The organism is Neisseria musculi (assembly GCF_014297595.2).
GTDB classification, from domain to species: domain Bacteria; phylum Pseudomonadota; class Gammaproteobacteria; order Burkholderiales; family Neisseriaceae; genus Neisseria; species Neisseria musculi.
In genome coordinates, this window is record NZ_CP060414.2 from 1,841,255 (window position 1) to 1,868,249 (window position 26,995).

The 26,995-nt window shown below is 54.5% G+C and carries 33 protein-coding genes and 3 pseudogenes; 24 read left to right on the top strand and 12 right to left on the bottom strand.

The window, feature by feature from the left end; genetic code table 11:
- Positions 1-32: 32 nt before the first annotated feature.
- The 5 genes from H7A79_RS09690 to H7A79_RS09710 all read left to right on the top strand — a co-directional run bounded on the left by H7A79_RS09690 (position 33) and on the right by H7A79_RS09710 (position 4,029).
- The gene (locus H7A79_RS09690) at positions 33-410 is read left to right on the top strand and encodes a GPW/gp25 family protein (RefSeq protein WP_187000107.1); all 378 of its coding nucleotides are present in this window, start codon (positions 33-35) and stop codon (positions 408-410) included.
- Positions 401-1,543 carry a baseplate assembly protein gene (locus H7A79_RS09695; protein ID WP_187000108.1) on the top strand — a complete coding sequence of 381 codons (1,143 nt, stop codon included), beginning with the start codon at positions 401-403 and terminating at the stop codon, positions 1,541-1,543. Before H7A79_RS09690 ends, H7A79_RS09695 begins: the two co-directional genes overlap by 10 nt.
- Positions 1,486-2,028, top strand: a complete 543-nt coding sequence (locus H7A79_RS09700) for a phage tail protein (protein ID WP_246407862.1) — start codon at positions 1,486-1,488, stop codon at positions 2,026-2,028. Before H7A79_RS09695 ends, H7A79_RS09700 begins: the two co-directional genes overlap by 58 nt.
- A gap of 112 nt (positions 2,029-2,140) precedes the next feature.
- A complete protein-coding gene (locus tag H7A79_RS09705) occupies positions 2,141-3,169 on the top strand; it encodes a hypothetical protein (protein ID WP_187001755.1) in 1,029 nt (342 codons plus the stop codon).
- Complete coding sequence (locus H7A79_RS09710; RefSeq protein WP_187000109.1) at positions 3,169-4,029, top strand: phage tail protein; 861 nt, start codon at positions 3,169-3,171, stop codon at positions 4,027-4,029. The genes H7A79_RS09705 and H7A79_RS09710 overlap by 1 nt, the downstream gene beginning before the upstream one ends.
- A 317-nt stretch (positions 4,030-4,346) precedes the next feature.
- Here the strand turns inward: H7A79_RS09710 and H7A79_RS09715 are convergent, their stop codons facing one another.
- Complete coding sequence (locus tag H7A79_RS09715) at positions 4,347-4,499, bottom strand: hypothetical protein (protein WP_246407864.1); 153 nt, start codon at positions 4,497-4,499, stop codon at positions 4,347-4,349.
- A gap of 5 nt (positions 4,500-4,504) precedes the next feature.
- Between H7A79_RS09715 and H7A79_RS09720 the strand changes: the two genes are divergently transcribed.
- The 5 genes from H7A79_RS09720 (at position 4,505) to H7A79_RS09740 (ending at position 7,362) form a co-directional block, all read left to right on the top strand.
- The gene (locus H7A79_RS09720) at positions 4,505-4,870 is read left to right on the top strand and encodes an HI_1402-related protein (protein ID WP_246407866.1); all 366 of its coding nucleotides are present in this window, start codon (positions 4,505-4,507) and stop codon (positions 4,868-4,870) included.
- A 74-nt stretch (positions 4,871-4,944) separates the two neighbouring features.
- On the top strand, positions 4,945-5,364 hold the full coding sequence (locus H7A79_RS09725) for a hypothetical protein (protein ID WP_187000110.1): 420 nt from the start codon (positions 4,945-4,947) through the stop codon (positions 5,362-5,364).
- A 178-nt stretch (positions 5,365-5,542) separates the two neighbouring features.
- Positions 5,543-5,722: a Com family DNA-binding transcriptional regulator gene (locus H7A79_RS09730; protein ID WP_187000111.1), complete on the top strand. Its 180-nt coding sequence runs from the start codon at positions 5,543-5,545 to the stop codon at positions 5,720-5,722.
- Positions 5,694-6,536 (top strand): DNA cytosine methyltransferase, encoded by an 843-nt coding sequence (locus H7A79_RS09735; RefSeq protein WP_187000112.1) that lies wholly within the window; start codon positions 5,694-5,696, stop codon positions 6,534-6,536. Before H7A79_RS09730 ends, H7A79_RS09735 begins: the two co-directional genes overlap by 29 nt.
- Positions 6,537-6,591: 55 nt before the next feature.
- Positions 6,592-7,362: a DNA adenine methylase gene (locus tag H7A79_RS09740; RefSeq protein WP_187000113.1), complete on the top strand. Its 771-nt coding sequence runs from the start codon at positions 6,592-6,594 to the stop codon at positions 7,360-7,362.
- Positions 7,363-7,420: 58 nt separating this feature from the next.
- Here the strand turns inward: H7A79_RS09740 and H7A79_RS09745 are convergent, their stop codons facing one another.
- Entirely contained in the window at positions 7,421-7,714 is a 294-nt protein-coding gene (locus tag H7A79_RS09745) for a hypothetical protein (protein ID WP_187000114.1), read from the bottom strand.
- A gap of 200 nt (positions 7,715-7,914) precedes the next feature.
- Positions 7,915-8,601, bottom strand: a pseudogene (locus tag H7A79_RS09750) (transposase).
- On the opposite strand from H7A79_RS09750, the gene H7A79_RS15235 reads away from it, so the two are divergent.
- The 8 genes and pseudogenes from H7A79_RS15235 to H7A79_RS09780 all read left to right on the top strand — a co-directional run bounded on the left by H7A79_RS15235 (position 8,503) and on the right by H7A79_RS09780 (position 13,809).
- Positions 8,503-8,757, top strand: a complete 255-nt coding sequence (locus tag H7A79_RS15235) for a hypothetical protein (protein ID WP_377057454.1) — start codon at positions 8,503-8,505, stop codon at positions 8,755-8,757. The pseudogene H7A79_RS09750 and the gene H7A79_RS15235 sit on opposite strands and share 99 nt — an antisense overlap.
- Before the next feature lie 806 nt (positions 8,758-9,563).
- Positions 9,564-10,721 carry an NAD(P)H-dependent flavin oxidoreductase gene (locus tag H7A79_RS09755; RefSeq protein WP_187000115.1) on the top strand — a complete coding sequence of 386 codons (1,158 nt, stop codon included), beginning with the start codon at positions 9,564-9,566 and terminating at the stop codon, positions 10,719-10,721.
- A 91-nt stretch (positions 10,722-10,812) separates the two neighbouring features.
- Positions 10,813-11,486: pseudogene (locus tag H7A79_RS09760) on the top strand (IS1595 family transposase).
- Between the two features lie 195 nt (positions 11,487-11,681).
- Positions 11,682-12,065 (top strand): phage portal protein family protein, encoded by a 384-nt coding sequence (locus H7A79_RS15240; RefSeq protein ID WP_434968532.1) that lies wholly within the window; start codon positions 11,682-11,684, stop codon positions 12,063-12,065.
- The gene (locus H7A79_RS09765) at positions 11,963-12,259 is read left to right on the top strand and encodes a hypothetical protein (protein WP_434968555.1); all 297 of its coding nucleotides are present in this window, start codon (positions 11,963-11,965) and stop codon (positions 12,257-12,259) included. Before H7A79_RS15240 ends, H7A79_RS09765 begins: the two co-directional genes overlap by 103 nt.
- Positions 12,256-13,161 (top strand): phage head morphogenesis protein, encoded by a 906-nt coding sequence (locus H7A79_RS09770; RefSeq protein ID WP_187000116.1) that lies wholly within the window; start codon positions 12,256-12,258, stop codon positions 13,159-13,161. Before H7A79_RS09765 ends, H7A79_RS09770 begins: the two co-directional genes overlap by 4 nt.
- A 2-nt stretch (positions 13,162-13,163) precedes the next feature.
- Positions 13,164-13,373: a hypothetical protein gene (locus tag H7A79_RS09775; protein ID WP_187000117.1), complete on the top strand. Its 210-nt coding sequence runs from the start codon at positions 13,164-13,166 to the stop codon at positions 13,371-13,373.
- Entirely contained in the window at positions 13,366-13,809 is a 444-nt protein-coding gene (locus H7A79_RS09780; RefSeq protein WP_187000118.1) for a phage virion morphogenesis protein, read from the top strand. Before H7A79_RS09775 ends, H7A79_RS09780 begins: the two co-directional genes overlap by 8 nt.
- Before the next feature lie 405 nt (positions 13,810-14,214).
- Here H7A79_RS09780 and H7A79_RS09785 read toward each other — a convergent pair.
- Positions 14,215-14,863, bottom strand: a pseudogene (locus H7A79_RS09785) (IS1595 family transposase).
- Positions 14,864-14,977: 114 nt separating this feature from the next.
- Here H7A79_RS09785 and H7A79_RS09790 point away from each other — a divergent pair.
- Entirely contained in the window at positions 14,978-15,301 is a 324-nt protein-coding gene (locus H7A79_RS09790) for a hypothetical protein (RefSeq protein WP_187000119.1), read from the top strand.
- A gap of 289 nt (positions 15,302-15,590) precedes the next feature.
- Here the strand turns inward: H7A79_RS09790 and H7A79_RS09795 are convergent, their stop codons facing one another.
- The 5 genes from H7A79_RS09795 to H7A79_RS09815 all read right to left on the bottom strand — a co-directional run bounded on the left by H7A79_RS09795 (position 15,591) and on the right by H7A79_RS09815 (position 19,741).
- On the bottom strand, positions 15,591-16,922 hold the full coding sequence (locus H7A79_RS09795; RefSeq protein ID WP_187000120.1) for a GTPase/DUF3482 domain-containing protein: 1,332 nt from the start codon (positions 16,920-16,922) through the stop codon (positions 15,591-15,593).
- 133 nt (positions 16,923-17,055) lie between these two features.
- Entirely contained in the window at positions 17,056-17,232 is a 177-nt protein-coding gene (locus H7A79_RS09800; RefSeq protein ID WP_187000121.1) for a hypothetical protein, read from the bottom strand.
- Positions 17,229-17,936 (bottom strand): restriction endonuclease, encoded by a 708-nt coding sequence (locus H7A79_RS09805; protein ID WP_187000122.1) that lies wholly within the window; start codon positions 17,934-17,936, stop codon positions 17,229-17,231. Before H7A79_RS09805 ends, H7A79_RS09800 begins: the two co-directional genes overlap by 4 nt.
- A gap of 18 nt (positions 17,937-17,954) precedes the next feature.
- Positions 17,955-18,452, bottom strand: a complete 498-nt coding sequence (locus H7A79_RS09810) for a hypothetical protein (RefSeq protein ID WP_187000123.1) — start codon at positions 18,450-18,452, stop codon at positions 17,955-17,957.
- Positions 18,386-19,741, bottom strand: a complete 1,356-nt coding sequence (locus H7A79_RS09815) for a DUF2868 domain-containing protein (RefSeq protein WP_187000124.1) — start codon at positions 19,739-19,741, stop codon at positions 18,386-18,388. Before H7A79_RS09815 ends, H7A79_RS09810 begins: the two co-directional genes overlap by 67 nt.
- A 189-nt stretch (positions 19,742-19,930) precedes the next feature.
- On the opposite strand from H7A79_RS09815, the gene H7A79_RS09820 reads away from it, so the two are divergent.
- On the top strand, positions 19,931-20,935 hold the full coding sequence (locus H7A79_RS09820; RefSeq protein ID WP_246407868.1) for a hypothetical protein: 1,005 nt from the start codon (positions 19,931-19,933) through the stop codon (positions 20,933-20,935).
- Positions 20,936-20,988: 53 nt separating this feature from the next.
- Here the strand turns inward: H7A79_RS09820 and H7A79_RS09825 are convergent, their stop codons facing one another.
- The 3 genes from H7A79_RS09825 to H7A79_RS09835 form a co-directional block, all read right to left on the bottom strand.
- Positions 20,989-21,498 (bottom strand): TPM domain-containing protein, encoded by a 510-nt coding sequence (locus tag H7A79_RS09825; RefSeq protein WP_187000125.1) that lies wholly within the window; start codon positions 21,496-21,498, stop codon positions 20,989-20,991.
- Entirely contained in the window at positions 21,498-22,370 is an 873-nt protein-coding gene (locus H7A79_RS09830; protein ID WP_246407870.1) for a TPM domain-containing protein, read from the bottom strand. The genes H7A79_RS09825 and H7A79_RS09830 overlap by 1 nt, the downstream gene beginning before the upstream one ends.
- A 138-nt stretch (positions 22,371-22,508) precedes the next feature.
- Positions 22,509-23,099, bottom strand: a complete 591-nt coding sequence (locus H7A79_RS09835) for a LemA family protein (protein ID WP_135034413.1) — start codon at positions 23,097-23,099, stop codon at positions 22,509-22,511.
- A 188-nt stretch (positions 23,100-23,287) separates the two neighbouring features.
- Here H7A79_RS09835 and rfbB point away from each other — a divergent pair, with 188 nt between their 5' ends.
- The 4 genes from rfbB to rfbD all read left to right on the top strand — a co-directional run bounded on the left by rfbB (position 23,288) and on the right by rfbD (position 26,841).
- Positions 23,288-24,370: a dTDP-glucose 4,6-dehydratase gene (gene rfbB, locus H7A79_RS09840; RefSeq protein WP_187000126.1), complete on the top strand. Its 1,083-nt coding sequence runs from the start codon at positions 23,288-23,290 to the stop codon at positions 24,368-24,370.
- A 105-nt stretch (positions 24,371-24,475) separates the two neighbouring features.
- Positions 24,476-25,354, top strand: coding sequence for a glucose-1-phosphate thymidylyltransferase RfbA (rfbA, locus tag H7A79_RS09845; RefSeq protein ID WP_135034415.1), 879 nt, complete (start codon positions 24,476-24,478; stop codon positions 25,352-25,354).
- A gap of 81 nt (positions 25,355-25,435) precedes the next feature.
- Positions 25,436-25,972, top strand: coding sequence for a dTDP-4-dehydrorhamnose 3,5-epimerase (gene rfbC, locus H7A79_RS09850; RefSeq protein ID WP_135034416.1), 537 nt, complete (start codon positions 25,436-25,438; stop codon positions 25,970-25,972).
- Positions 25,969-26,841, top strand: a complete 873-nt coding sequence (gene rfbD, locus H7A79_RS09855) for a dTDP-4-dehydrorhamnose reductase (RefSeq protein ID WP_187000127.1) — start codon at positions 25,969-25,971, stop codon at positions 26,839-26,841. The genes rfbC and rfbD overlap by 4 nt, the downstream gene beginning before the upstream one ends.
- Positions 26,842-26,995: the final 154 nt, after the last annotated feature.

Below are 26,995 nucleotides of genomic sequence, written 5' to 3' on the forward strand. Positions count from 1 at the left end.
CTATATCCATCAACGATGCAGGGATTTTTTGTATGCACTACACCGCGCCCGTTTCCAAACACTGGCAGCCCGCCCCGGGCGGCAGCGGCCTCTCGCAGGGCGCGGACGACATCGATTTGTGCATCCGCAATATTTTGAGTACCCGCAAAGGTTCGGACGTAACCCGCCCCGAGTTCGGCAGCAATCTGTTTGACTATCTCGATGCCCCCGAAGACGTGTTTATCCCCAACGCCGTGCGCGAAGTGATGCCGGCCGTCAATACATGGGGAAAACGCGCGGTGGTCGAAAAAACCGAATTTAGCGGCCATGCGCCACATATCACGATGACGGTGTTTTGTCGGGTGGCCGACGACGTGTCGGGCGAGATTTTTGAAACGTCGTTGCAATGGGAGCGGGCATCATGGATTTGAGCACACTGAAACGCGAAGACGTGAAAGCGGTGGAAGACGGTTTGGCCCAAGTGCTGGCCGAAACCATCGCCGACTACGAGGCGCGCAGCGGCAAGACCCTGCAGCCCGCGCATATCGAGCGGCTGATTATCAACACCTACGCCTACCGCGAGCATTTGGCCAGAAAGGCGTTTAACGAAGCCTACCGCCAGCAGCACCCGCGCTTTGCCACGGGGCTGATGCTGGATTTGTGCGGCGACGATGTGAACACGCCGCGCCTCGAAGCCTCGGCGGCACGCTGCACCATCCGTTTTACCGCCGCTTTGAGCGGCACTCAGACAGTTCACATCCCCATCGGCACGCAAGTGGCGGCGGGCGAGGCGGTGTTTGCCACCGTTGAGGCGGCCACTTTGTCGGCTGCCGTCCGCCAAGCTGATTTACAGGCCGTCTGCACGCAGAGCGGCGCAATCGGCAACGGCTGGTCGGCCGGCCAAATCAGCAACCTTCTGACCGCGTTTTCAGACGGCCTTGAAGTGAAGGCAGCCAACCTTACCGTGCCCGCAGGCGGCGCGGACGTGGAGTCGGACGAAGCCTACCGCAAACGCATCCTGCTTGCCCCCGAAAGTTTCAGTGTGGCCGGCCCCGTGGGCGCATACGAATATTTCGCCCGCAGGGTGAACCCCGCCATCTGCGATGTGTATGTGGACAACAAAAAAACCGCCTCGGGCGAACCGATAGGCGGGCAGGTGCAGGTTACCGTGCTGATCAAAAACGGCCTGCCCTCGGAAGAGCTGATGCGCGAAGTGGCTCACTCCCTGTCGCACGAGCGCGTGCGGCCCTTGTGCGACACCGTTACCGTGGCCGCGCCCGCAGCGGTGGATTACGCGCTCGATGCCGAGCTGGTTTTGTTCACCGGCACCAATCCCGCCGAAGCCGTGGCCGCCGCCGAAGCGGCATGGGCGGCCTATGAAGCGGGGCGGCGCGAACAGCTCGGCCGCGACATTGTGCCGCTGGATATTCAGACGGCCTTGAAAGTGGCGGGCGTGTACAACGTGGTGCTGCACAGGCTGCCGCTGACTGTGGTTAAGCCCGATCAATGGGCGCGCTGCACATCGGTGCGCATCCGCGCTGCATCGCAGCAGACGGAGGGCTGAGCATGGCCAAACTCAGCTACGCCGCCGTCATCGAGCGCGGCCAACGCTACAGAATGCTGGCCGATTTGGGCCTGCGCCTGAGCGCGGCAGATGCCGCCAAACTGATGCCGCGCCTCGTCCATTTGATTGCGCCCGAGCATTTGGAACTCTTGGCCGAGAGCCGCAGCATTCTCTGGGCAGACGGCTACTGGCTGGCCGAATCCGACCAGATGCGCCGCCGCCTGATTAAAGGCGCGTACCAACTGCACCGCCACAAAGGCACGCCCTGGGCCATCCGCGAAATCGTGCGCCGCCTGGGCTTCGGCGAAGTGCAGATTATCGAAGGCATGGGCGGCAAACGGCACGACGGCGAAATCATGCGCAACGGCACATACAGCCACGGCCACAGCGACCGCTGGGCGCACTACCGCATCATCATGAACAACGTGATTACCAACGACCAGGCCGCGCTCTTGCGCCATACCTGCTCTTGCGCCATACCTTAAGGGCATTCGCGCCCGCCCGCTGCGTATTGGCCGCATTGGACTGCCGGGCCAGCGCATTGAGGCACAACGGCCGCGCCGTGCGCGACGGCAGATTCAACCGAGGAACCGCATAATGGCAAATTTAACCGAAACCGCCCGTTGGGAAGCGGGCATTTACCAGCTGGAAACCTCCGACCCGGTGATGGGCGGCCCCAACGGCATCGACAACCGCCCCGCCCGCGAGCTGGCCAACCGCACGCTGTGGCTGAAAAACGAGCTGGCCAAAGCCGTGCAGAGCATAGGCAGCAACAAAACCGCCGCCGATGCCGCCCTTGCGCTTAAGGCCGACAAAGCGCGGCGGCTGTCGGCCGGCGCGGGCTTGACCGGCGGCGGCGATTTGGGTGCCGACCGCACCATCGCGCTGGCCGTGCCGTCCACCCCCACGCTGGCGGGCGTGGCCAAGCTGGTGAATGCACTGGATTCGTCTGCCGCCGATGCCGCCTTAACCGCCGCAATGGGCAAAAAGCTGCAAGACGAAAAAGTATCAAAAACAGGCAGCGAAACCGTTAACGGTGCAAAAACCTTCACCGACATCCTCACCGCAGGCCGCGCCGAACATTGGGGGAAATACCGTATGCCCGTGCAAAGCTGCGCACATTGGATTTTGGAAACCGACCCCGCTTCAAACATCGAAAACGAAGCCAGCCTGCGCTTCAACATCAAATACGAGCAAGGCGGCCAAGCCCGTTATATCCATTTCCCCGCCCCTCAGGGCGGCAATAAAAACGTGGCTTATCAGGACTGGGTAAACAGCAGGTTTGAAGGCAACCGCTTCAGACGGCCTGTCGTCAAAGGCGGTGCAACCGACGTTACGCTGGACTTAGGAAACCGCGCCTCCATTACCGCCGAACTCGGCGGCGATTATATCGGCCACGGCCATATGCAGCTGGTGCTGCACAATACCAGCGGCAACCACAACATCAGCGGCCTACCGCTGCCCGCCAAATCCCCGGTACAGCTCAACTTCTACATCATGGGCGGCTACTCGTTCATCGATTGCCACTACCTGTTTCCAACCGCAAATTCCGTTCCAGAATCAACTGGAACAACGAAAGCTGGGAGCTTGACTGGGTCGAATACCTCACGCAAAACAACGGCGTGATGCTTTCGGGCAACCAAACCGTCGGCGGCACAAAAACCTTTGCCGCCCGCGCCGATTTTGCGCAAGGCCTGCGCTTTAGCGGCGCGGGCAAAGACCAACCGGCCGCGCTGGGCATGGGCGGCAGCGATGTTTACCTGCACAACCCGCAGTCGAACAAATACCTGCAACTGAAAGACGACGGCACGCTGGCCTACAGCAACGACACCATCCTGCTCGGCAGCCATTTGAGCAGCGCGGTCAATCTGGCCGACACCGCCCGCCCCGCATCGGCCGCCGCCGCCAAAACCGCCTATGACCGGGGCAGTGCCGCGCTTCAGACGGCCGCACAGGCCGCCCCGGCCGGCACCGTTGCCTATTTCGCCGGCCACACCCCGCCCGCAGGCTGGCTCAAAGCCAACGGCGCGCAGGTATCCCGCACGGTTTACGCCGCTCTGTTTGCCGCCATCAGCACCACCTACGGCGCAGGCAACGGCAGCACCACCTTTACCCTGCCCGATTTGAGGGGCGTGTTCCCGCGCGGTGTGGACGACGGGCGCGGCATCGACAGCGGGCGCGGCCTGGGCACCTACCAACCCCACCGGCTTGCGGAGCACCGCCACGCAACAGGCTGGCGGCATGGTACTACGGGCAACGAGTTTGCCCTGATCCGCAGCGAATGGGCGGGGCTGCACAACGTTACCGCCGATGCCGCCTCCAACAACGTGGCCGTAAACTACGGCCATCAGGAAAACTACACCCATGCCGCCGGTTCGTCTTATGCCCACAGCAACGACCGCTACGCCACCAGCCGCGCCTATTACGATGTTCAGGCCGAAACCCGCCCGACCAACGTGGCCCTGCTGGCCTGCATCAAGATTTAGGCCGCCGCTTTTTTCAGACGGCCTGAAGCATGAAACACAGGCCGTCTGAAACCGCAACACGGCGGCCAAGCCGCCCAACCGAAAGGAAAAAACATGACCCAAAATATCCGATGGACAAAACCCGTCTGCCAACTCGATTCAGACGGCCTGTATGTCGGCCAAACCGAAGCCGAGCTTGACGTTTACGCCCGCGACGGCAGCTACCTTATCCCCGGCGGCTGTATCGAAGCGGAGCCGCCCGAAACGCGGGCAGGCCGTGCCGCACGCTGGAACGGCAGCGGCTGGGACTACCTGCCCGACCTGCGCGGGCAGACCGCCTACCGTACTTCAGACGGCGCGGCGGTGCCGATTAAGCAGGCGGGCGCGCTTTCAGACGGCCTGACCTTAACCCCGAGGCCGTCTGAAAGCGCACGAATGGGACGGCAAAAAATGGCAGGAAAACCCCGAACGCGCCGCCGAACTGAAAACACAGGCTTTGGCTTCGGCCAAAGCCGCCAAGCTAGCCGAAATCAACGCCGCCGCCGAAACCTTTGTCAGCCGCGCTGCCGAATTGGACAAAGTGCCCGCCTTCGAAGTCGCCACTTGGCCGCTGCAAGCCGCCGAAGCGCAGGCTTGGGCGGCAAACTCCGAAGCCGATACGCCCGTTTTGGCGGGCATCGCCGCCGCCCGCGGCTTGGATTTGGACAAACTGCGCGCCGCCGCCCTGAAAAAATCCAAAGCCTACGCCGCACTGTCCGCCGCCGTGGCCGGCCAACGTCAGGCTTTGGCGGATAAGCTGGATAAGGCGAAGACGCTCAAAGCAGTAGAAGCGGTAGCGGTGTCTTACACCATGCCCGGTTGATTTTTAATCTGCATTAAATGCCTGCGTCGTGCCCAAACGTTAATATCCCTGCATATTTATGCAGGGATTTCTTTATGAAAATCGCGTTTTACAAAGGCACGCTGCGCGGGTGGGCAGGCTGGTTCAGCCGCTTGGCGCGCTGGGCAGACCAAGGCCGCTACAGCCATTGCGAAGTGGTGTTTTCAGACGGCATGTGCGCATCGGCCAGCTGGTACGACGGCGGCGTGCGCTTTAAAAAGATTGCGTTCAATTCGTTGAATTGGGATGTGGTCGAAATGGACTACACACCCGAAGCAGAGGCAAAAGTGCGCGCATGGTTTAAACGGCACGAAGGCCGTCCCTACGATTTGCGCGGCAGCTTGGGCGTGGTATTCCGTCCGTTTGGTCAAGGCCGGCGCGGCTGGTTTTGCAGCGAGGCCGTAGCCGCCTCACTGGGGTTTGCCGAGCCGTGGCGCATCGGCCCGAATCTGCTGGCCGCACTTGTGAAACGGTAGAAATAAAAAGCCGTCTGAAAACGGTTTCAGACGGCCTTTCAGAAAAAATTTAAGACGGCGACGTATCAGTGAGGACGCACCGATACGCCGGCCTAGCAGGGATAGTCTGCATTAGCCAAAGCCGCCACCTCGCGAGGCAGCGGTATTTTATCACTAATGCATAAGGAATACCCGAAAAATGAAACACCGTTGCAAAAATTGTAACAGACTCTTGGCCGTCGGCACGGGCGACTTTGAAATCAAATGCCCGCGCTGCAAAACCGCCAACGCCATCCGCGCTTTAACAACCGAGAATGCCGCCGAGCATCCAACCTTTCAGAAAGGACGCAATGGATGCCCGGAAAACCCCCAACCCTAAACCCGCTCTCGGCAGCCTCTTCGCCGGCATCGGCGGCTTCGACCTCGGCTTCGAGGCCGCAGGATTTCAGACGGCCTGGCAGGTCGAAATCGACCCCGTCTGCCGCGCCGTGTTGGCCGACCGCTTCCCCCGTGCAGAGCGGCACGAAGACGTGCGCACCTGTCTGCCCGCACTCTCCCGCGCCGATGTTGTCGTCAGCGGCTTCCCCTGCCAAGACGTTTCGGCAATGGGCAAACGGCGGGGCCTTGCCGGAGAACGCACCGGGCTGTTCTTCGATGCAATGTGCATCGTGCAGCCCCTTCAACCGCGCTGGCTGGTGCTTGAAAATGTCCCCGGTCTCTTGTTTTCAAACGATGGCCGCGACTTCCAAACGGTGCTTGAAACGCTTGCCCAATGCGGGTATGTGGGATACTGGCGAGTGCTGGACAGCCGTTATTTCGGAGTCCCCACTAAACGCCGCCGCATATTCGTGGTCGCAGGTTTTCGAGAGCTGCCCCCCGTGGAGTTCTTGGGTGATGCCGGACCAATGGAGCGCCTATCTGGCAAGACGGAAGCGGGCAGCGCCTGGGCGGACGCTCATCCTACGCTGCTTGCGGGTTTCGCCGACGGGACAAGTATCGACATCTCGGGCGGAAATATCGTCGCTGTCGAAAACAGCAGGCATCAGATGGTTGAGCGGCAGCGAGCGTCTGAAGATTATGGGCTTCGGCGCGGACTGGATGCGGCCGACGCTCGCGAGGCTCGGGCTGCCGGAAACGCCGTCTGTCCGCAAGTCGCACAATGGATTGCCGAAAAACTCATCAAAACATTCTGATTAAACCCATCCGAGCGCCGCGAGTGCCGTTTACTCTATATATTAAGGAGAGAAAATGACACCCAAGCCCCAACCCATTGTGCCGTGGATGGGCGGCAAACGCCGCTTGGCCAAACACCTGCTGCCCCTGTTTCCCGAACATCGATGCTATGTGGAGCTGTTCGCCGGCGGCGCGGCCTTATTCTTCCTGCGGCCGCAGCCGGCCAAGTGCGAAGTGCTCAACGACCTCAACGGCCAACTCATCAACCTCTACCGCGTGGTGCAGCACCATTTCGACGAGTTCGTGCGCCAGTTTGAATGGACGCTCACCAGCCGCGAAGTGTTTGCCCGCCTGCAATCCACCCCGCCCGAAGTGATGACCGACATCCAGCGTGCCGCCCGTTTCTTCTACCTGCAACACACCGCCTTCGGCGGCAAAACGGTAGACCAACACTTCGGCACGGCCACAACAGGACGCGGCTTTACCGCCGCCGACATCGCAGGCCGTCTGAAAGCCGCGCAGCAGCGGCTCAACGGTGTGTATATCGAAAACGAGCCGTGGGAAAAATGCTTCAAACGCTACGACCGTCCCCACATCTTCTTCTATGCCGACCCGCCGTATTGGCAGCTTGCAGGCTATGACCGGGCATTCGATTGGCCGCAGTATGAGCTGTTGGCCAAAATGATGGCGGAGAGCAAAGGCAAGGTGATGCTCTCCATCAATGACCACCCCGACATACGCGGACTCTTCAAAGACTTCAGCATCACCCGTTTGGAGTTGGCTTATTCAGTCGGCAGGGATAAAACGCAAAAGACCAGCGGCGAGCTGGTCATCTGCAACTGGTAATTCAGGCAGCCTAAAAGGTAAAAGGGACGATTCCGTCCCTTTTCTTTTATTACCCTTCTTATTGTCCTGAATCGGGGAATGCCTCTTCGGCTGCAAGGTCAAACATCTCATAGATATTTCGGTGCATGCCACAGTCGCTGAATTCCCAGCAGAGGCGGTAGGCCAAATCCGCCCCGGCCGGCGTAGCCAACCAATCTACTTCCTGGCCTGTCCTATCGTACCAGTACATGGCAAGTGCTTTAGCCCAAAATACCGCATCATAGCCGTGTTCGTTTAAAATTTCGTGAAATGTTTTGGGAGCGTTAAACTCTTGAAAAAACGAGCTGTCTCTGTTCATAAGATGGTATTCCATATCATTAATCCCTAAGTACGTTTAAGATGAACACATGATGCCGTAGGTTTATCAAAGAGCCCAGCAATCCCAGCGCGTAGTTTCGGCAGGTGCAAAAAATCCTGCCTTTGTGCGGCAGGATTTGAAACAATGTTGCACCGTGTGAAACAAAATCAAAAACGCTTTATCTCAAAAATCGAGCCGATTTATCGCGCGCGGCTTCAACATGCGATGGCTTCCGGTATAAAATATTCAAGTAGTTTTCTTTGTAGGCTCTTACTTAAATTTATAGAGCTGACGCAGGTTATCCCAAACCCCACACAAAATTCGCAACGTTTTTTTAGCTGCCCACTTGGCGTGTCGAAGTTAAACCTAAACTCACATTCTTTCAAGATTTCGATCGATTCTGCTGTATTTTCGTAGAACTCGCCTTGCCTGATTCCAAAAGTTTTCAATACCGTTGATGATTTTGACGGTCTGCAAACAACTGGGAATGATTGATGCGCTGATGGGTGAACTCACTCACATCCAGAATATCATAGCTTTTACAACAGCCAGTGAGTGTAACCAACGTTATTGGGCATGTTTTTTTGATAACAGGAAGTGAAGTATTCTACCTGACAGGAAGTGAAGTATTCTACCTGGTATTTTTCACCGCAAGGGTAAACATTTTGCTTTGCCGTTTCAGGGTACTGAAGATAGTCCACTTTACCTGTTGCGCCGCGACCACACCTGCCCTTACACCTTCCGCTAAAGTAGTTCTCATCCCATTCAACTATACCCTCAAAACTTCATCGGCATGAAGCCAAATGATGTGCGGTGTCTTGGCTGATTTTTCGGTAGAACAACATGGCGGGATTGGCTTGGATACTGAGAATATCCTCAGCCAAGCGAGTTATAACCTCCATCACAAAAAACACAAGCAGTTTTTTCTGTGTGGACATTGTAGCCTGCAATGGATTATCTCCATTTTAGCAGCCTATCTGGCCATTAATCTACTCAGTCCCAGAGAAAAATATAAAGGCCGTCTAAAATTTCAAATATCCTTTGTGCATACACCATAAAGCCCTTTGTATTAACCTTAGCCAAAAATAGAGTATAATACCTAAATGATTAGGAATCAAAATTCATTTTAAAGGATTCCTCTCAGTATCTTCAACAGCACTTAATACCAATCATCATACCTTATGCCCTTATGCTTGAAACGGAATTCTGTATTCTTTCAAATACAAGTAAAACCTATACTTCGGTACACGTTAAAAATCGCGTCAAGCAATGCTCAGCATAGCCCTAAAAGATTCGGTACCGTTGATATACTGTGTACTACAGGCAAACTTAATTATTACCATGGTGTACTCCTATAATAATATTTTGCAAAGCCATACCGACCCATCCCGGATATCTCCAGTATGAACTACGTTTTCAACCGCAACATGACCTCGGGTGGCCTTCTACAACGTAGGTTTGGAAGCATCCGAAACAGTTCCTGTATAAACTTGCCTTTGCATTTTAGAATGAAGGGAGCGATGATTTTACCGCCCGCACCAAACCGCGCTTGCCGGCAGATACGCTTGGCACCGAAAAATTCCATGATACCACCTCAACATAATCTGCCACCAATGTTCACAAGCTAAGTACCGATGCAATTCCAAGCATGAGCTGTTGATGTTTTCGACACTGATTTTTGTTGGTTTGGCGGTCTGAAGTGGTTAGATCCGAGCTAAAAGTTTATTAATATTTTTGATATTTTGGTGATATTACTTTCTAAGGCTCTGCCTAAAAATCATACACATATTGCTACGTTACAGCAGCCCCAACGACAAATAATTACCAAATTTCACTCAACCCATTGAAATAATAAAGGAAATATATGAAGCACTGTTTTTCCCCTTTGGTTATCCGCGACAAATCATTGATTCCAATTGTGCAGGGCGGCATGGGAATAGGCGTATCCGCATCTAAATTATCTAGTGCTGTAGCCCGGGAAAACGGCTTAGGCACCATTGCCAGCGTAGATTTGCGCCACCTACACGATGATTTGCTGGCCGAATCCAAAATTAATCCTTCCGAAGAGAAGTATGCCAAGCTCAACCACATTGCACTCGACCGCGAAATTCAAAAAGCCAAAGCAAATGCGCAAGGCAAAGGTATGATTGCCGTTAACGTAATGAAAGCTGTGAAAGACCACCAGCACCTAGTCCGACAAGCATGCGAATCAGGTGCCGATGCCATTGTAATGGGAGCAGGATTGCCGCTCGACTTACCCGAAATGACTGATGGCTACCATAAAAACGTTGCCCTACTACCCATTCTTTCCGAGGCGCGCGGCATCAACATCGTATTGAAACGCTGGATGAAAAAAGGCGTTCTGCCCGACGCCATCATCATCGAACACCCCGCGCACGCCGCAGGACACTTAGGGGCAATGACGGTAGAGGGTGTTAATGATGAAAAATTCGAATTCAAGCGAGTGATTGAAGAAACGTTTGAGGTGTTTAAAAAACTCGGTCTAGAAAGTGAAAAAATCCCATTAGTGCTGGCAGGCGGCATGGCCAATTTTGAGAAAATCACTACTGCACTGAAAAACTGGGGAGCTTCCGCAGTACAAATCGGCACTGCATTTGCAGTTACCGAAGAAGGCGATGCCCATTTGAACTTCAAACAAACGCTGACCGGTGCCAAAATGGAGCAGGTGGTAGAGTTTATGTCGGTAGCCGGCCTGCCGGCACGCGGTGTCCGCACCAAATTTCTCGACAACTACATCAAGCGCGAAGCCAAACTTCAAGCCAACGCCAAAGCCGACCCACGCCGCTGCACACAAGGCATCAATTGTTTATCCGTATGCGGCCTGCGTGACGGATTGGAAAAAGTAGGCCAGTTCTGTATCGACATCCAATTGGCCGCCGCTTGGCGCGGTGAAGTCGACAAAGGTTTATTTTTCCGAGGAAAAGACCCACTACCATTCGGCAGTACCATCAAAAGTGTACGCGAAACCATACAATATTTACTGCATGGCCGCTGTGTATAAAAAGGTTAAGCATCAATACAAGTTAGCATCAGAGGACTCTAATTTGGGGCTTAGAAAGAAAAATCAGCAAAAATGATGTTAAGCTTCTGATATACCTATTAAAAACAAATACCAAAAGTTCAGTAAAATTACCGAATCAAAATTCCGTCAAATCCTGCGCCTTTTCACACTTGATTTGACCGCTTCCGATACCGCCAGACTCACCGGCATCAGTACCCAAAGTGCCAATATCTGTTTCTCAAACTGCGTTGCCGTATGGCTGCTGAATGTGAACGGCAAACTCCCTCTGCCGGTGTGGTCGAACTGGACGAATCCTACTTCGGCTCCAAACGCATCCGAGGGCGGGCGGGGGAGAGGGAGGCAAAACCATTATTTTCGGCATCTTAAAACGGGACGACAAAGTCTATACCGAAATCGTGCCGGATACTTCGAAAGCTACACTGCAACAGGTTATTCGAGGGCGGGTTGCTGTTGAAATTGTCATCAATACTGACGGCTGGCGCGGCTATCACGGCTTGGTCGATATGGGCTGTGAAAAGCACTTCAGGGTACATCATGGTGCAGACGAGTTCGCCCGGGGTGCGCAACACATTAACGGCATCGAATTGTTTTGGGGTTATGCCAAAAACCGCTTGGTTAAATTTAACGGTGTACCGAAACAGACTTTTTATTACACTTAAAGGAAACCTAATTTCGCTTCAATCACAGGCATGATGATCTGTATTAGTCTTGCTTAAAATACTGAGAAATCGACCCTTGGGCTAATTTTGCTTCCTAAGCCCCTTAATTTTAAGTACGCCCCTCCACAGCAATATATTTCCTAGCCTTCCCAATGGCTGCACTGATATCACATAGAAAGATAGTGTATCAAAGCATCAACACCGCTTGTGTATTCAATTAGCAACAACAAAGCCGTGCCCTGCTTTTGCGGGGCGCTTTTGTATTCGATATTGTTTATTGATGTTACGCGACAACGACTGCCGCATCGTCGATGGCTGCTTCAACCAATTAATCTGGATAACGGACTTGAACTTCGGCCAAAACAGCCCGCGCCCCAAATTCGTGCTGTATGAACCGGAAGAAGGCGGAAAAGAATTGGTCGAACGCGACCAATTCTGGTCAACTGCGGTGTCAACCTGTCCGAAAGCTACTGGAAACGGGCTTATAACCTGTCGGACGATGACGTTGTTTCGGTTGTTGATGCCGCTGTCTCTAAAGTTGCAGTTGCGACACCGCCACTTTTGGCTAAGCAGGCCGATGTTCCCGAATTTGCCGAGGGCTTGCCGGTTCCGGCCGATGCCGGCACCGTTATCGACACCCTCGCACCCGATGCCGGCCGTCTGAACGAACAAGGCCGAGCTCTGACCGATGCGCTGGTGGTCGAACTGAAAAAAGGCGAAACCGCCGACAACCTGCTCGACCGTCTGGCCGAAGCCTCCCCGAACATGGACGATGCCGACCTGCAAAACGAGCTGGCGCGCGTACTGTTCCTGTCCGAACTGGTCGGCCGAATTGAAGCCAGCGGAGAATTGGCATGAATCCCGAAGACATCAAAGCCGTGTTCGGTATGCAGCCCGAGGCCGCCGTGGCCTATCTGAAACAGAAAGGCCATCACGTGTCTTGGGATTGGCAGGATATGCTGGATGATGCCCATGCCACCGCCTTTACTGTCGCCAAAACGGCCAAGATGGATGTGTTGGACGATATATACAGTGCGGCACTCAAAGCATTGGAAAACGGCCAAACATTAGAAGATTTCGGTCGTGAACTGACACCAGTGTTGCAAGCCAAAGGCTGGTGGGGGCGTAAAGAGGTGTCCAATCCCGACACGGGAGAGGTTCAGACGGCCACGCTCGGCAGCCCGCACCGCCTGAAAACCATCTACCTCACCAATATGCAGTCGGCCTACGTGGCCGGACGCTATGCCGAAATGATGGATTCGGCAGACACACACCCGTATTGGCAATATGTGGCCGTCAACAACAGCCGCACCCGCGAAAGCCACCGCCTGCTGCACGGCAAGGTGTACGCCGCCACTGACCCGGTTTGGGATACCCGCTATCCGCCGCTGGATTACCGTTGCCGCTGCCGCGTCAAACCGCTCTCCGAAGCGCGCGGTGCGGCCAAAGTGCTGCCCAGCCCCAAATTGGAAACGATAACGGTCGATATCCGCACCAACGAATACACCGGCGAAGAGCGCTATGCCCAACGCACCGGCATCCGCATCAACGGCACCTTTGTGGCACCCAACGCCGGCTTCAATGCCAATCAGGGCAAAGCCATGCTCAGCCGCATGGCGCGGGTGGCCGCCGAAAAAGCCCGGGCCGTCCACCCCGACATCGCCCGCACCGCCATGAAAGAGCTGGCGGCAGACAAACGTTTTAAAAACAGCCTACCCAAAGCCGTGCTGGCTTGGGTGTTGGATTTACTGAAAGGGTAAAGATGGCAGAGTTGGACTTAAGCCGGGATATTTATCGGGCAGCCTACACTATTGAAGACAGTGTGGATGTGGGAAGAAATTTAAAAGACGACAACACCATAGTGTTGGACTTCGGGGAAATCAACGTCATCATTGACGATTTTCAAGCATTGGATATGATGCGGAAACTCGCCGCATTTTTTAATTATAAACTGGTGGATTTAGATGCTTGAAATCAGCTTAGATGCCAGTCAACTCGAACACGGTCTCAGCCAACTGTTGAAAAACGCCACCGACACCCGCCCCGTGATGCGTGCCATCGCTACCGAAATGGTCTCACTCACGGAAGACAACTTCGAAAGTGAGGGCTGGGGTGGGCAAAAATGGAAGAGAAGCCGGCGCGTTGCCGACAACGGCGGCAAAACCCTGCAATTATCCGGCCGGATCGCCGCCGGCATCAGCACCCAGATCGGAAACGGCTTTGCCCGTATCGGCAGTAATAAAAAATATGCCGCCATCCACCACCTCGGCGGCCAAGCCGGGCGCGGCAGGAAAGTCAAAATCGAGCCACGCCCCTACCTGCCCATCAACGGAGCAGGACAACTGCAAAAAGGAGCAGAATCCGCCCTACTCGACATCGCCCTAAAATCTCTGAGCAAAGGGTTATAGGCATAAAAAAAACGGGCTGAACCCGCCCGTTGATTTTATTTCACACCGTGCAACAACATTTCAAATCCGCCATCCCACACCAACCCAACCAGTCCCGCCTAATCCCATTTATCTCACACACCCCTATATATTTATCTCACTTGGTTTCATATTATTAAGCTGCACGCGATAAATCGGCGTATTTTGTGAAATAAGCCGTTTTTGATTTTATTTCACACGGTACAACATGGTTTCAAATCCTGCTATACAAGAGCAGAATTTTTTGCGCCTGCCGAAACTATGCACCGAGATTACCTAGCTCTTTCTGCAAGGTACAGCATCATGTTGTTTATCGGATAAACAAATACCGAAAAAAACATCATGGTCGATATTCTCCTTTTCTTAAGGGGCTGAAGTAGATTAGCCCTAAATACCACACCAATCCCGAAAGATTTTCAACTGCTCACTTGGTGTGCCAAAGTTAAAACGAAACCCGCATTCTTTCAAGAATAGGGGAAAAGACTTTCGGTCGATTCCGTTGTATTTGCGCAGCACACGCTTGGCTTGATTCCAAAAATTCCCAATGCCGTTGATGTGGTTTTGCCTCTGGGCAAATGTCTTGCCGTGGTTAATCCTATGGTGGTGAAAACCGCCGACATCCAGGACATCATCGCTGCTTAAACTGTCGGTATACACCACACTGTCCGGCATGATTTTCTTCGCAATAACAGGCAGCAAACTCTCTTTTTTGGCGTTATCCACGACCACGGTATAAACCTTGCCGCCACGTTTGGGAATACCGAAAACCACCACTTTGCCTGCGGCTCCTGTGCCGCGTTTTCCTTTGCGCTTACCGCCGGAGCAGTGCTCATCTGACTCTACGGAACCTTCAAAAACCTGATGCCTCCAAGGCCGAATGACGGCTGATGACGAGGCGGATTTTGCGGTAAAAGAGTATGGCGGTGTTGGGCCGGATACCCAAGACATCGGCAGCCGAACGGCGGTAACTTCCGGCACAAAATATCTGAGTAGTCTTCTGTGCTTTTTTGCTTAATTTACAGTTTGTTATCTTCATTTTAGCAGCCTATCATGACTGCTAATCTACGTTAGCCCCTTTCTTAAAATAAAAATTACGGTTTTTCGGCATCACATCATAGGTCTGCAACGCAATCCACAGAAGTTTGGGAAGTTGACCGCTATCGAAATCTGCAAAGCAACCTCAGAATATGCGGAAAACGCGGCTTTGTTTTGGGGTAACCGCCATGGCCGTCATTTTGCAGACAAGGTTTTGAACAGACTGTACAACAGTTTGAACCGCCAAGCAGCAGTAACGGCAACAAGTGGAGTACATGGACGCTCGGTAGCCATTTTTCTTGAGAAACCAGCCTGTTACAAATCATGCCCGCACTACCTTATTGCTTATTGCAATTCTGACCGCACGGTAATAGAAAAGTCAAACATCAGACTTCTACCTTATTCACTTCTACCTTATTCAGTAGTTGCAGATGACTAACTCTCCGCCAGTCTTTTACATTTTATCGTGGTCGATGATGTCAAATATCGTACGAAACTGAGCCACTCCCCATTTGTTACAAACTGTCTCGCTTTACCATAAAGCGGAACCCAACCTAGATGTTATGCATGTAAACCATCGCAAAAGTGCACCGGCTTTTCCCAGATATATTGCTGTGCAAATTGAGAAATTTGCGGTAATCAACAATATACCCGAAATACCCGAACTAGGCCTGAGTATAACGGGGCACAGGGGAAAACAGGCATAAAGCCTGCGGCCTTTTCCGGTTTTACAGCTTCGCGGCCACTTCTGCCGCTGCTTCCGCTCGTTCGCGCCGGCTCAGCTCGGGCAGATGGGTGTTGAGCGATGACCATTTCTGGCGGCTGCGGGCCTTATTCAGCTCGGCCGGCAGTTTCGCGGCCTGCCACGGGGTTTTGCCGCTCTGCATTTGGATTTCAGCCTGTGCCGCATGGCCGCGCGTTTGCAGGGCGGCAAGCAGATCTAAGGCGCGTGCGGCCAGCAGGGTGAGGGTTTCCGGGTCGATATGCAGGGTTTGTTTGCCCGACAGTTTGTCGGTAATCGTCTGCATATTCGGCAACACGCCGCCGAGCACGCCGCCGATGGCGGTACCCAAGCCGAGCGAGCCGCCGAGCGTAACCATGTCCACGCCCAAGCCGATTAATGCGCCGGTGGCGGCGCCTGTGCCGGTGCGGATGCCGTATTCTTTCAGCAAATCTGCATCGAACGGGTCTTGTCGGAACGCCTTGAGCGCCCATTCGCCGGTGTCGATTTCGTTATGGTAAAAACGGTAGGTTTGGAACAGTTGTTGCTGAAGCTGCCGCTCAAGCTGGCGCACAGCCGCCTGCATGGTCTTCAGCACGGGTTCAGGGTTGTCGCTCTCATCGATTTCCTGCTTATAAGCCGCCACATCGAGCAGAAAATGAGCGATTTCGCTGCGTGCTTCGTGGTCGAGCTGCTGCCATTCGCGGCGGCGCACCGCAATCAGGCGGTCGATAATACTGCGTTGGGGCAGCATGGTGGCCAAACTGCTCCACAAGCGTATTTCTCCTTCAAAATCAAAGGCTACAGTATCAAAACCGCTGTAAACGTGGAGCGTGTGTCGCGCCAGCATCTCCGTCCATCCGCCCAAATCCTGCCCGCCGATAAAGTTGAATACCGGCATCATCGGCTTGGCGCACCACGACAAAACCTTTAGTTCCTCTTTGTATTTATCCAGCACCGGCTCGCGCGCGTCCACCACATACAGTGCCATATCGCTTTGCAGCAGCTGGCGCAGCACTTTGGCTTCCTGATTGAAATCGCCCGCCGCTTCGGGGCTTTCGAGAAACCGCTGCAAACGCTCGATGCCATCTGAACGGCTCGAAGTGTTGACTTCCAGCCAGTCGAACACGCCGCCCGCATCTTCCAGCCCGGGCGTGTCGTAGAGATACACCAGCGTCTCGCCGCCGTCGTTAATCGCGGCCTGCTCCACATGGCGGGTGGTTGCGGGCGCATTTTTCACTTCACCGAAACAGCTGTCGCGCAACAGCGTGCGCAGCAGTGAGGTTTTGCCGGTGTTGGTGTGGCCGACCACGGCCAGAGATAGCGGTTTGTTTTGCATAACTATCGGTTATTCTGAGTTTATCGCGGAACGGGTAAGCTTTTATGATTGGAACAGCCGGGTTAAAGCCCAACCTACGGATTTTTCAGACGGCCTTAATGGCAGGCATTCGCCCGCCATATCCTCAAACCGACTACTGTTTCAGTAATGACGGAATGTCCACAATACCCAATGCTTGTTTGGTTTTTTCTGATAAATGAGGAAGGCTTTCATATATCCAACCTACCAACTCTTCGCCTTCCATAATTTCAATATCGTTTTGCTTGGCCAATTGTTTATTTTCATCTGAAACCGCTGCCGTTGTAATCAACCATTTCTGGCAGGCAACATCATTATTTTTGTAGGCATCAGTTGTTTCAAACCGTGCCCGTCGGTTTCGCCTCTATGGTGTTTAGCCTGTATCAGCAAACAAGTTTTAAAAAATCTACCTTCCTTTTTTGCTTCAATATCTATATCTGCAATATCAGGGGATTGTTTTTTCGTTTTAATTTTTGCTTTATACCCATCAATTTCCAATAATTCTTTAATCAACCTTTCCAAACCGTTTCCGCCGGCAGACAGCCTTATTGTCTCATTACGGATAGATTGAAGCAGTTCATCTTTGAAATTTTTTTCGGCCGCTTTAACATGTTTCGTATAAATATTGCAGGATTGGTAAATATCTTCGTCTTCACTAATTGAATCAATAATTTCTCTAATCTCATCCTGAAACTTTACTAAATCTGCAATGGCAGTTTTAACCTTTAATCTACTCTCCAATTTTTGCAGTAAATCACCACGCTTTATCTTAAACACGCTACCTTTTGACATATAAAATTCTACCGACACCAAATTGCAAGCACGATTTTCCCATTCCGGCTTAAATACTTTCTCACCCTTAACAACACCGATACTGAGCGATTTACCGGATGGAACAACCACAATATCCTCTTCCTTCAAATTAAAAAACCGCTTGATGTTATTTTTTTGCCTGCCAATACCATTCGTGTAGTGTTGTTTAAATGCTTCAAACAAAGCATTAGTATCTTGATATTAGGAAAAATCCACCTTCGGCCAGCCATATCCTACATAGCCTTCCTTAACTGCAAACGAGGGGCAGCGTACCATCAAAATATTCATTTTTTTATTCTTCGTAAGAAAATCGCAGATTTTTCGTGCTTGTTCTTGAAAGTGTAGCTTTTCATCAAGATAAACTAAGAAACTATCTCTATTTTTATCATAAACAATCCGGCCACGGGAAATATGTTCATATTCTATTTCTGCCAATTCCGGAATGCGTTTTTGTATAGTCGGCCAGTAATCGACATGGGTGAACGGGCTGTCCACCAACCCCAATGAATCAACCTGCCCAAAATCAACACCATGAACAATACCCAAAACTTGGTTTTTATAAAACCAAAAATACCGATTTTCACATTTCACCCTTATCAAAAATCCAGATAACCAACTGATTTTATTTTTTATCATTCTTGTTTTACTGCCTCTTGCCCCAGCCTTTCCCTTTGGCTGATTCGGGGCGGGTCCAGCCACGGCAGGCGGCGTTCGGTGAGCGCAGTGTGCCATTGGTTCAAATAGTCTTCAAGGCCGTCTGAAATGTTTTTTTCGGCCAAAAGCTGCACCACCGTCCCGCCCTGCGCAGCTTCGGCCAAGGCGGTGAGTTGGCGCAGGATGCCGCGGTCGGGCATGCTGCGGGCGCGCACGCCGATCAGCAGTTGGGCGGGATTGGCCTGCAAATCGGCTTTCAGCGCGGCGACCGCATCGCGGCCGGCGGCGGTGCCTTTGTTTAGCCACTCTTGCCCCAAAACATGTTGGAACCAGGTTTTGTCCGCCCATTCGGCATCGAGCATCACCGCCCATTTAGGGGCATTGCTGAGGCTGATTTGCGGGGCGGCGCCAACGGTTTCGCTTTGGGTGTCGGCATCGACCACGCGCTGCTGCCATTGCTGGATGATTTGCTGATAATAAGGTTTTTCAAGCGGCAGCGTGCTCATGCTGCGGCGTGAAAGGATGTGGCAGGCAAGCCAGGCGGCGAAGCGGGGCAACAGACCGTAGCAGACGATGCTGCCGATTAGCAGGCCGCCCCATCGGCTTGAAGCGGCAAGATTGTTGTTCAGACGGCTGTTTAACACGGCATCGGCATCAGGTACGGGAAAGCCGAGTTGGGCAGGCAGCCAGCCGAGCGCCTGCACGGCCTGCACGAAAACGGCATCGCTCAAAATGGTGCTTTCCCAATTGAAGGTGTATTGGCGCACGGCCAGCAGTAAAACCGAAGCCGCCAGCATACCCGACAAGGCAGAGAGCCACAGGCGGTGAGTGGTGCGGCCGATGAGCCAGCGGGTAGCGGGCTTGCCCCATTCATCGCTATACAGGCGCAAGATGGCTTGGTTGACGGGATCTTTGCCGCGTATCCATAACGCGGGGTCGGCAAACAAACCGTGCGGTTTGAAGCGCGGCAGCAATACCGCACCCAGCCATAACAACAGCATCAGCGTATGCACGCCGAGCACGCCACAGAGCACGAAGAAAAAATTCAATCCCTGCTGCTGCATCAGCGTTGCGGTGCCGGCAAAGCCGCTGACCAGCCAAAACAAGGTAGCAGCCAGCAGCAGCCGGGCAAACAGGCTGCGCACACGCTCAAGGCTGTCGTGCAGCCTGCGGTCGCTGTCTATCATTTCGGCGCGACGGCAAAGTTTGGCCTCGGCGCTGCCTTCGGCGTGGCGCAGAGCTTCTGTGAGCGGCTGCGGATCGGCGGCAAAAATATAGCCGCGTTCCTGCAAAAGGCGCACCAGTTCGGCGAGCCGGATGGGCGGTGTGGGCATGGTTTTTGGAAGATAAGGCCGTCTGAAAAAACGGAGTTATTCTAACACAGCGCTTCGGGCTTTCAGACGGCCTAAATTGTGGTTTCCAAACAACCCGGCAGCATCTTTGCGGCAGATGCGGTATGCTTTTATGGTTAAAAGTGTTAAAGTTTTCACATGGGCATATCAAAAATTGCAAAGGAGTGCAACATGAACACCCGCCGCCTGATTATCCCCCTGCTGCTGGCCGCGCCTTGTGCCGCATGGGCTTATGAAGCCGCCGAATATGTGCCCGTTAACCCTGCCCCCGCCGCAGAAGCCGCGCCTGCGCCCGAAAACGACACTTGGGTCGACCGTCAGCACGGTGCGGTGAGAAGCCGTTTAAAATCTTGGGCACACAATATAGACGATTGGTTCGGCGAACCCGACCCCGACAACCCTGCCGATGCCAACCTGCGCGTGATGATCGACACCAAATGGAACAAATACGACCATTTTTCGGTGAAACCGCGCATACGCGGCAGGGTGAAACTCCCCGTGTTACAACAGCGCATAAACGTGGTGTTCGGCGACGACTCCCTAGATAACGAACCGCGCAACAACATTCAGGTTTATGAAGAAAACGTCTCCACCGACAACAAAACCTTCGATAAAACCCACAGCCGCGAAAGCAACTCATCGCTGGCATTGCGCTGGTCCGACATCGGCAAACGCTCCGGCATCGACACCGATGCCGACATCGGCATACGCTCCGGCAACGACTTCTACCTGCGCCTGAAAGGCAGCAAAGACTGGCAGCTCGGCGGCGATTTCAGCACCCGTCTCGAGCCAATCTACCGCTACGGCATCGACAGCAAACATTATGTACGCACCAATTGGGAAGTGCGCCGCTTTCCCGAAGGCAACACCTTCACCGCCAACCAGTTCCACCTTCAATACACCCGCAACAATGACGAAGAATGGACGTGGGGCAACAGCCTCTACCGCCAGCACAACCTGCCCGGGCACAAACGGCTCAATTACGGCATCTACACAGGCGGCAACATCGAAGCCCGAAAAGCCAAGCTCAACAGCTACGGCCCGTTTGCAGGCTGGCGGCAGCCTATTTGGCGCGAGTGGCTGTTTGTGCAGACCGAAATCAATTATTTAAACAACCGCGAAGAAAACCGCCCCCACCATATCGGCACGCTGCTGCGGGCAGAGGCTTTGTTTTAGGAGCTGACGTAGATTAGCCCCCTTTTTCCTATTCAGAGAGCCTGAAACTCACCCTATCTGATCACCACGTTGTTCGGCAGGTCGTCTGCCGCCGTCTCTCCGTTACGCGGGAAGTGTGCGGTTAAGATGGCGTTTACCTCCCGCAAGCCGTTTTCCAAGCCTTCTACGAAGGCTCCGCGCTTGAAGGCTTCGCGCATGGTTTCGCAAACGTGCCGCCACTGCTCTTCTCCCACTTTGGCGGCGATGCCGCGGTCGGCCACTACTTCGACAGCATGGTCGGCAAACGACACATACACCAGCACGCCGATATTCAGCCCGGTATCCCACACGCCCAACTCTCCAAACCACTGCCAGGCGCGGGTACGGGGTTGCAGGCCGCCCAACACGGCGCTGCCCGGATAGCGCGATTCGACCACAAAGCGTATCTGTCCTTGATGATGCTGCTCGGATTCGCCGATATGGCGGCTGATACGCTGCAAATCGGCGGTGGGGAAATACCGTTCGACACGAGCGCGCGGGTGCAGCCAATGTTGCCACAAGCGTTTGAATTTGTTTTGTTCCATTACCAGCCTCCCGATGCGCCGCCGCCGCCGAAACCGCCGCCGCCGCCACTAAAACCTCCGCCGCCGAAGCCGCCGCTGCTCCAGCCGCCGCCACCGCGCGAGCCGCCACCGAAGCCTCCCCCGCCGAAACCGCCGCCTCCTGAAACAAACGCCCCGCTGCCGACAACAAACGACACCAACATACCGGCAACCGCAGCCAATGCGCCGACTATCGCGCCGAAACCGAGCAGCAGTGCGGCAGCAAACATCACGCCGCCCGTCAGCAGGCTGCCGGCAAACCGGCCGAACACCGCTTTCAGAAAACCGCCGGCAACAAACGGTAGTATCAACAGCAGAATCAGGTTGTCGCTACCGCCTTCCCCGCTGCTCTCTTGCTGCGCTTGAGGCAGTTGTTCGCCGGCAATCAGCTTCTCAATCTGCACCACGGCGGCGCTGATGCCTTCATCGGTTTTGCCTTCGCGCAGATAGGGGCGCAGAATGTCTTCGAGAATGCGTTTGGCGTACACATCGGGAATCGCGCCTTCTAGGCCGCGCCCTACGGCCAGATGGGTTTTGCGTTCATCGCGCACCAGCAGCAACAACACGCCATCGCTGTGTTGCGCACGGCCGAGTTTCCATTGCTCCATCACGCGCGCGGCATAGTCGAATGGGGTTTCCGGCTTGATTTCGGGCACGGTCAGCACCGCAATCTGGCTGCCTTTTTCGCGGCTGTATTGCAGCAAATGCGTATTGAGTGCCTGCCGCGCCTGCGGCTGCATCATCTGCGCCGTGTCCATCACCGGGTCGGTAAGCTGCGGCACGGCGGCAAACAGCCACGTGCCGGCCAGCAGTAAGGCGGCGAAAACGCCGATTCGCTGTATCACTGTTTGCACGGCTTTCCTTTCCCATCGTTTTTCAGACGGCCTATCGAGATTGGTGCGGCCGTCTGAAAACTTTGCCCCGGCTGCCGGGGCGGAAAACTGTTCAGACGGCCGGTATCCCGCAATCTATGAATCTATGCAGGCCGCCCGTTAAAACTCGACCTTGGGCGCGGCAGATACGGCTTTTTCGTTTTCAACGCTAAACTGCGGACGCGCTTTCATGCCGAAGATTTTGGCCGTGATGTTTTGCGGAAACTGGCGCAGGTTGGTGTTATAAACCTGCACCGCTTTTATATAGTTGTTGCGCGCGAGCGTAACACGGTTTTCGGTGCCCTCGAGCTGGGCCTGCAGATCGCGGAAGTTTTGGTCGGCTTTAAGCTGCGGGTAGTTTTCGGAAACCACCAGCAGGCGGGATAGCGCGCTGCTCAATTCGCCCTGCGCCTGCGCATATTGCTTGAGCTTTTCTTCATCTGCGGCATCTTCGGCAGTCATTTGGATGCTGCCCACCCTGCTGCGCGCGGCGGTTACTTCGGTAAATACCTGCTCTTCGTGTTTGGCGTAGCCTTTAACGGTGTTGACCAAATTCGGAATCAAATCGGCGCGGCGCTGGTATTGGTTGAGCACTTCCGACCAAGCCGCATCGGCCGCTTCGTCCTGTGTCTGCATGGTGTTGTAGCCGCAGCCGCCAAGGGCGGACAGCGAAGCGGATACGGCGATAATGGCCAGCCATTTTTTCAGCATTATGATCTCTCCGTGAAAAAATAATCAAAGGGCTTCAAACGGCCTGAAGTTGCCGGAGCCGTCTGAAAACATTGGGAGTATATAGAAAACCGCCCCGACAACAAACTCTAAACCACAAACGGTTATTGTGCAGCACGGCCTTTTGCCGATACAATTACCGCCGATTACATTAACCGCAAAATCGATTCATGCAGCAAAACACCGTATTTGTAACCGGCGGTGCCGGCTTCATCGGCTCCGCGCTTGTGCGCTACCTTATTGAAAACACCGACACCAAAGTGGTGAACATCGACAAACTCACCTACGCAGGCAACCTGCAATCGCTGGAGGGCGTGGCTGCCAACCCGCGCTATGTGTTTTCGCACACCGATATCTGCGACCGCGCCGCACTCGATGCGCTGTTTGCAGAACACCGGCCTCGCGGCGTGATGCATTTGGCTGCCGAAAGCCATGTCGACCGCAGCATCACCGGCCCGGCCGCCTTTATCGAAACCAATATTGTCGGCACCTACACCCTGCTCGAAGCCGCGCGCCGATATTGGAACACGCTCTCCGAGCCCAACAAGCCGCAGTTCCGCTTTCACCATATTTCCACCGATGAAGTGTTCGGTGACCTCCACGGTTCAGACGGCCTGTTTACCGAAACCACGCCCTACGCGCCCAGCAGCCCCTATTCGGCCAGCAAAGCCTCCAGCGACCATCTCGTGCGCGCCTGGCAGCGCACCTACGGCCTGCCGGCAGTGCTCACCAACTGCTCCAACAACTACGGCCCCTACCATTTTCCCGAAAAGCTGATTCCGCTGATGATACTAAACTGCCTGGCAGGCAAACCGCTGCCCGTTTACGGCGAAGGCAGGCAAATCCGCGACTGGCTTTATGTGGAAGACCACGCCCGCGCCTTGTGGACGGTGTTCACCCGTGCCGATAACGGCGAAAGCTACAACATCGGCGGCCACAACGAGCGGCAGAATATCGATGTGGTGCGCACCATCTGCGCCATTCTCGATGAAATCCGCCCCGTTGCCGGCAATCCTGCCACGGCAGGCCGCATCGCATCATATGCCGAGTTAATCACCCACGTTGCCGACCGCCCCGGCCACGATGTGCGCTACGCCATCGATGCCGCCAAAATCGCACGCGACTTGGGCTGGAAACCGCAGGAAACCTTTGAAAGCGGCATACGCAAAACCGTGCAGTGGTATCTCGACAACGAAAACTGGTGGCAGGCCGTGCTTGACGGCTCATATCAGGGCAAACATTCGGACTCATGATAAAAACGGCTTGTCAAACCGATGGCTTTCAGACGGCCTGCCTCCCCGCCGCCAAACAACATATAAGGCCGTCTGAAAAACAATAACAAAAAGAAAAGGAACAGCATGAAAGGCATTATTTTGGCCGGCGGCTCCGGCACCCGCCTCTACCCCATCACCCGGGGCGTGTCGAAACAGTTGTTACCCGTTTACGACAAGCCCATGATTTATTACCCGCTCTCGGTTTTGATGCTGGCAGGCATCCGTGACATCCTGGTCATTTCCACCCCCGATGATATGCAGGGCTACCAACGCCTGCTCGGCAACGGCAGCAGCTTCGGCATCCACATCAGCTATGCCGTACAGCCCAGCCCGGACGGCTTGGCGCAGGCCTTCATCATCGGCGCACAGTTTATCGGCAGCGACCGCGTGTGTTTGGTGTTGGGCGACAATATCTATTTCGGCGAACATTTCAGCAACAAACTCACGGCAGCGGCCTCGCGCGAAACCGGCGCCACCGTATTCGGCTATCAGGTGGCCGACCCCGAACGTTTCGGCGTGGTGGCGTTTGACGAAAACTTCAAAGCCGTTTCCATCGAAGAAAAACCCGCCCGACCCAAATCCAACTATGCCGTTACCGGCCTGTATTTCTACGACAACGATGTGGTTCAAATCGCCAAACAAATCAAGCCCTCCCCGCGCGGCGAACTGGAAATCACCGACATCAACCAAACGTATCTTGCCCAAGGCCGTCTGAATGTCGAGCTGCTCGGGCGCGGTTTCGCCTGGCTAGACACCGGCACCCACGAGAGCCTGCTCGAAGCCGCCCATTTCGTGCACACCATCGAAAACCGCCAGGGCCTGAAAATCGCCTGCCTTGAAGAAATCGCTTTCGGCAAAGGCTGGCTCTCTGCCGGAGAATTGGCAGAGTGCATCAAGCCCCTGGCCAAAACCGGCTACGGCCGCTATCTGCAAAAGCTGCTCGACAGCGGCCGCAGGGCCTGAAACCGGCTTTTTGTTCAGACGGCCGGCCGCCGCATACAGGCAGGCCGTCTGAAAAACCAACTTTTTTCGATAGGAATTGATATGCAGATTATCGATACCGCTATTTTGGACGTAAAAATCATCCAACCCAAAGTGTTCGGCGACGAGCGCGGTTTTTTTCTCGAAACCTTTGAAAAAAACCGCTACCGCGAAATGCTCGGCATTGAAGCCGATTTCGTGCAGGACAACCACTCGCGTTCGCAAAAAGGCGTGTTGCGCGGCCTGCACTTCCAAACCGAAAACCCGCAAGGCAAACTGGTGCGCTGCGTACGCGGCGAAGTGTTCGATGTGGCTGTCGATATCCGCCCCGATTCGCCCACTTTCGGCAAATGGGCGGGCGTGATGCTCAACGAAGACAACAAAACCCAATTTTGGATCCCCCCCGGCCTCGCCCACGGTTTCGCCGTGTTGAGCGACAGCGCCGATTTTGAATACAAATGCACCGATTTCTATAACCCCAAAGCCGAAGGCTGCCTGATTTGGAACGACCCCGATATCGGCATCGAATGGCCGCTGCGCAACCCGCTGCTCTCCGCCAAAGACCAACAAGGCAAAACCCTGGAGGAACTGTTTAAATGAGAATTCTGCTTACCGGCTCCAAAGGCCAACTCGGCCGCTGTTTCAAAGACCGTCTGCCCGAAGATTGGGAGGTGATTGCAGCCGATTCGGCCACGCTCGACATCACCGATGCCGCCGCCGTGCTGAATATGGCGCGCAGCTTCCAGCCCGATGCCATCGTAAACGCTGCCGCCTACACCGCTGTGGATAAGGCCGAAAGCGAACGCGAAAAGGCATTCACGGTAAACGGCACCGCCGTGCACAATCTGGCCGCCGCCGCCCGCACAGTGAAAGCCCGCTTTATCCACATCTCCACCGATTATGTATTTAACGGGCTCGGTAAAACACCCTACACCGAAGCCTCGCTGCCCGACCCGGCCGGCGTGTACGGCAAATCCAAGCTGGCGGGCGAGCTGCTGGCGCTGGCCGCCCACCCCGACAGCCTGATTCTGCGCACCGCATGGGTATTCAGCGAATACGGCAATAATTTCGTCAAAACTATGTTGCGCCTGGCCGCAGAGCGCAGCGAACTTTCGGTGGTCAACGACCAAATCGGCAATCCCACCTACGCCGGCGATTTGGCGCAGGCTGTCATCGATATGCTCCGCAGCCCTGCCGTTCCGCGCGGCATCTATCATTTTTGCGGCGATAAGCCGGTAAGCTGGTATGAATTTGCCGAGCGTATTTTTCAGACGGCCGATCACAACCCGGCTTTCAAAACGCCTGTGCTCCGCGCCATCAACACCGAAGCCTACCCCACTCCCGCCCCGCGCCCGCCATACAGCGTGCTCGATTGCAGCAGAATCCGAACCGAATCGGGTATCGAGCCTTCCGACTGGCAAAAAGCCTTGGGCCGGGTGGTGGAACAACTGACCGAACAGGCTGTTTGACATAAAACTCTTGACATAAAACTCTGCAACAATCCGCCACATGAAACAATCCGGGAGGCCGTCTGAAACTGTTCAGACGGCCTCCCGGATTGTTTGATTGCGTTATACAGTGAAATGGATACCCACTACCGCCTACTGCTGCGCCCTACCATAC

Coding starts and splice junctions, on each gene's coding strand:
- H7A79_RS09755 (WP_187000115.1), top strand. CDS start 9,564: ATGAAGCACTGTTTTTCCCCTTTGGTTATCCGCGACAAATCATTGATT.
- H7A79_RS15240 (WP_434968532.1), top strand. CDS start 11,682: ATGTTACGCGACAACGACTGCCGCATCGTCGATGGCTGCTTCAACCAA.
- H7A79_RS09815 (WP_187000124.1), bottom strand. CDS start 19,741: ATGCCCACACCGCCCATCCGGCTCGCCGAACTGGTGCGCCTTTTGCAG.
- H7A79_RS09780 (WP_187000118.1), top strand. CDS start 13,366: ATGCTTGAAATCAGCTTAGATGCCAGTCAACTCGAACACGGTCTCAGC.
- H7A79_RS09735 (WP_187000112.1), top strand. CDS start 5,694: ATGGATGCCCGGAAAACCCCCAACCCTAAACCCGCTCTCGGCAGCCTC.
- H7A79_RS09775 (WP_187000117.1), top strand. CDS start 13,164: ATGGCAGAGTTGGACTTAAGCCGGGATATTTATCGGGCAGCCTACACT.
- H7A79_RS09740 (WP_187000113.1), top strand. CDS start 6,592: ATGACACCCAAGCCCCAACCCATTGTGCCGTGGATGGGCGGCAAACGC.
- rfbD (WP_187000127.1), top strand. CDS start 25,969: ATGAGAATTCTGCTTACCGGCTCCAAAGGCCAACTCGGCCGCTGTTTC.
- H7A79_RS09770 (WP_187000116.1), top strand. CDS start 12,256: ATGAATCCCGAAGACATCAAAGCCGTGTTCGGTATGCAGCCCGAGGCC.
- H7A79_RS09725 (WP_187000110.1), top strand. CDS start 4,945: ATGAAAATCGCGTTTTACAAAGGCACGCTGCGCGGGTGGGCAGGCTGG.
- H7A79_RS09795 (WP_187000120.1), bottom strand. CDS start 16,922: ATGCAAAACAAACCGCTATCTCTGGCCGTGGTCGGCCACACCAACACC.
- H7A79_RS09745 (WP_187000114.1), bottom strand. CDS start 7,714: ATGGAATACCATCTTATGAACAGAGACAGCTCGTTTTTTCAAGAGTTT.
- H7A79_RS09835 (WP_135034413.1), bottom strand. CDS start 23,099: ATGCTGAAAAAATGGCTGGCCATTATCGCCGTATCCGCTTCGCTGTCC.
- H7A79_RS09690 (WP_187000107.1), top strand. CDS start 33: ATGCACTACACCGCGCCCGTTTCCAAACACTGGCAGCCCGCCCCGGGC.
- H7A79_RS09825 (WP_187000125.1), bottom strand. CDS start 21,498: ATGGAACAAAACAAATTCAAACGCTTGTGGCAACATTGGCTGCACCCG.
- H7A79_RS09700 (WP_246407862.1), top strand. CDS start 1,486: ATGGGCGCGCTGCACATCGGTGCGCATCCGCGCTGCATCGCAGCAGAC.
- H7A79_RS09705 (WP_187001755.1), top strand. CDS start 2,141: ATGGCAAATTTAACCGAAACCGCCCGTTGGGAAGCGGGCATTTACCAG.
- rfbC (WP_135034416.1), top strand. CDS start 25,436: ATGCAGATTATCGATACCGCTATTTTGGACGTAAAAATCATCCAACCC.
- H7A79_RS09695 (WP_187000108.1), top strand. CDS start 401: ATGGATTTGAGCACACTGAAACGCGAAGACGTGAAAGCGGTGGAAGAC.
- rfbB (WP_187000126.1), top strand. CDS start 23,288: ATGCAGCAAAACACCGTATTTGTAACCGGCGGTGCCGGCTTCATCGGC.
- rfbA (WP_135034415.1), top strand. CDS start 24,476: ATGAAAGGCATTATTTTGGCCGGCGGCTCCGGCACCCGCCTCTACCCC.
- H7A79_RS09820 (WP_246407868.1), top strand. CDS start 19,931: ATGAACACCCGCCGCCTGATTATCCCCCTGCTGCTGGCCGCGCCTTGT.
- H7A79_RS15235 (WP_377057454.1), top strand. CDS start 8,503: ATGATGTGCGGTGTCTTGGCTGATTTTTCGGTAGAACAACATGGCGGG.
- H7A79_RS09710 (WP_187000109.1), top strand. CDS start 3,169: ATGCTTTCGGGCAACCAAACCGTCGGCGGCACAAAAACCTTTGCCGCC.
- H7A79_RS09730 (WP_187000111.1), top strand. CDS start 5,543: ATGAAACACCGTTGCAAAAATTGTAACAGACTCTTGGCCGTCGGCACG.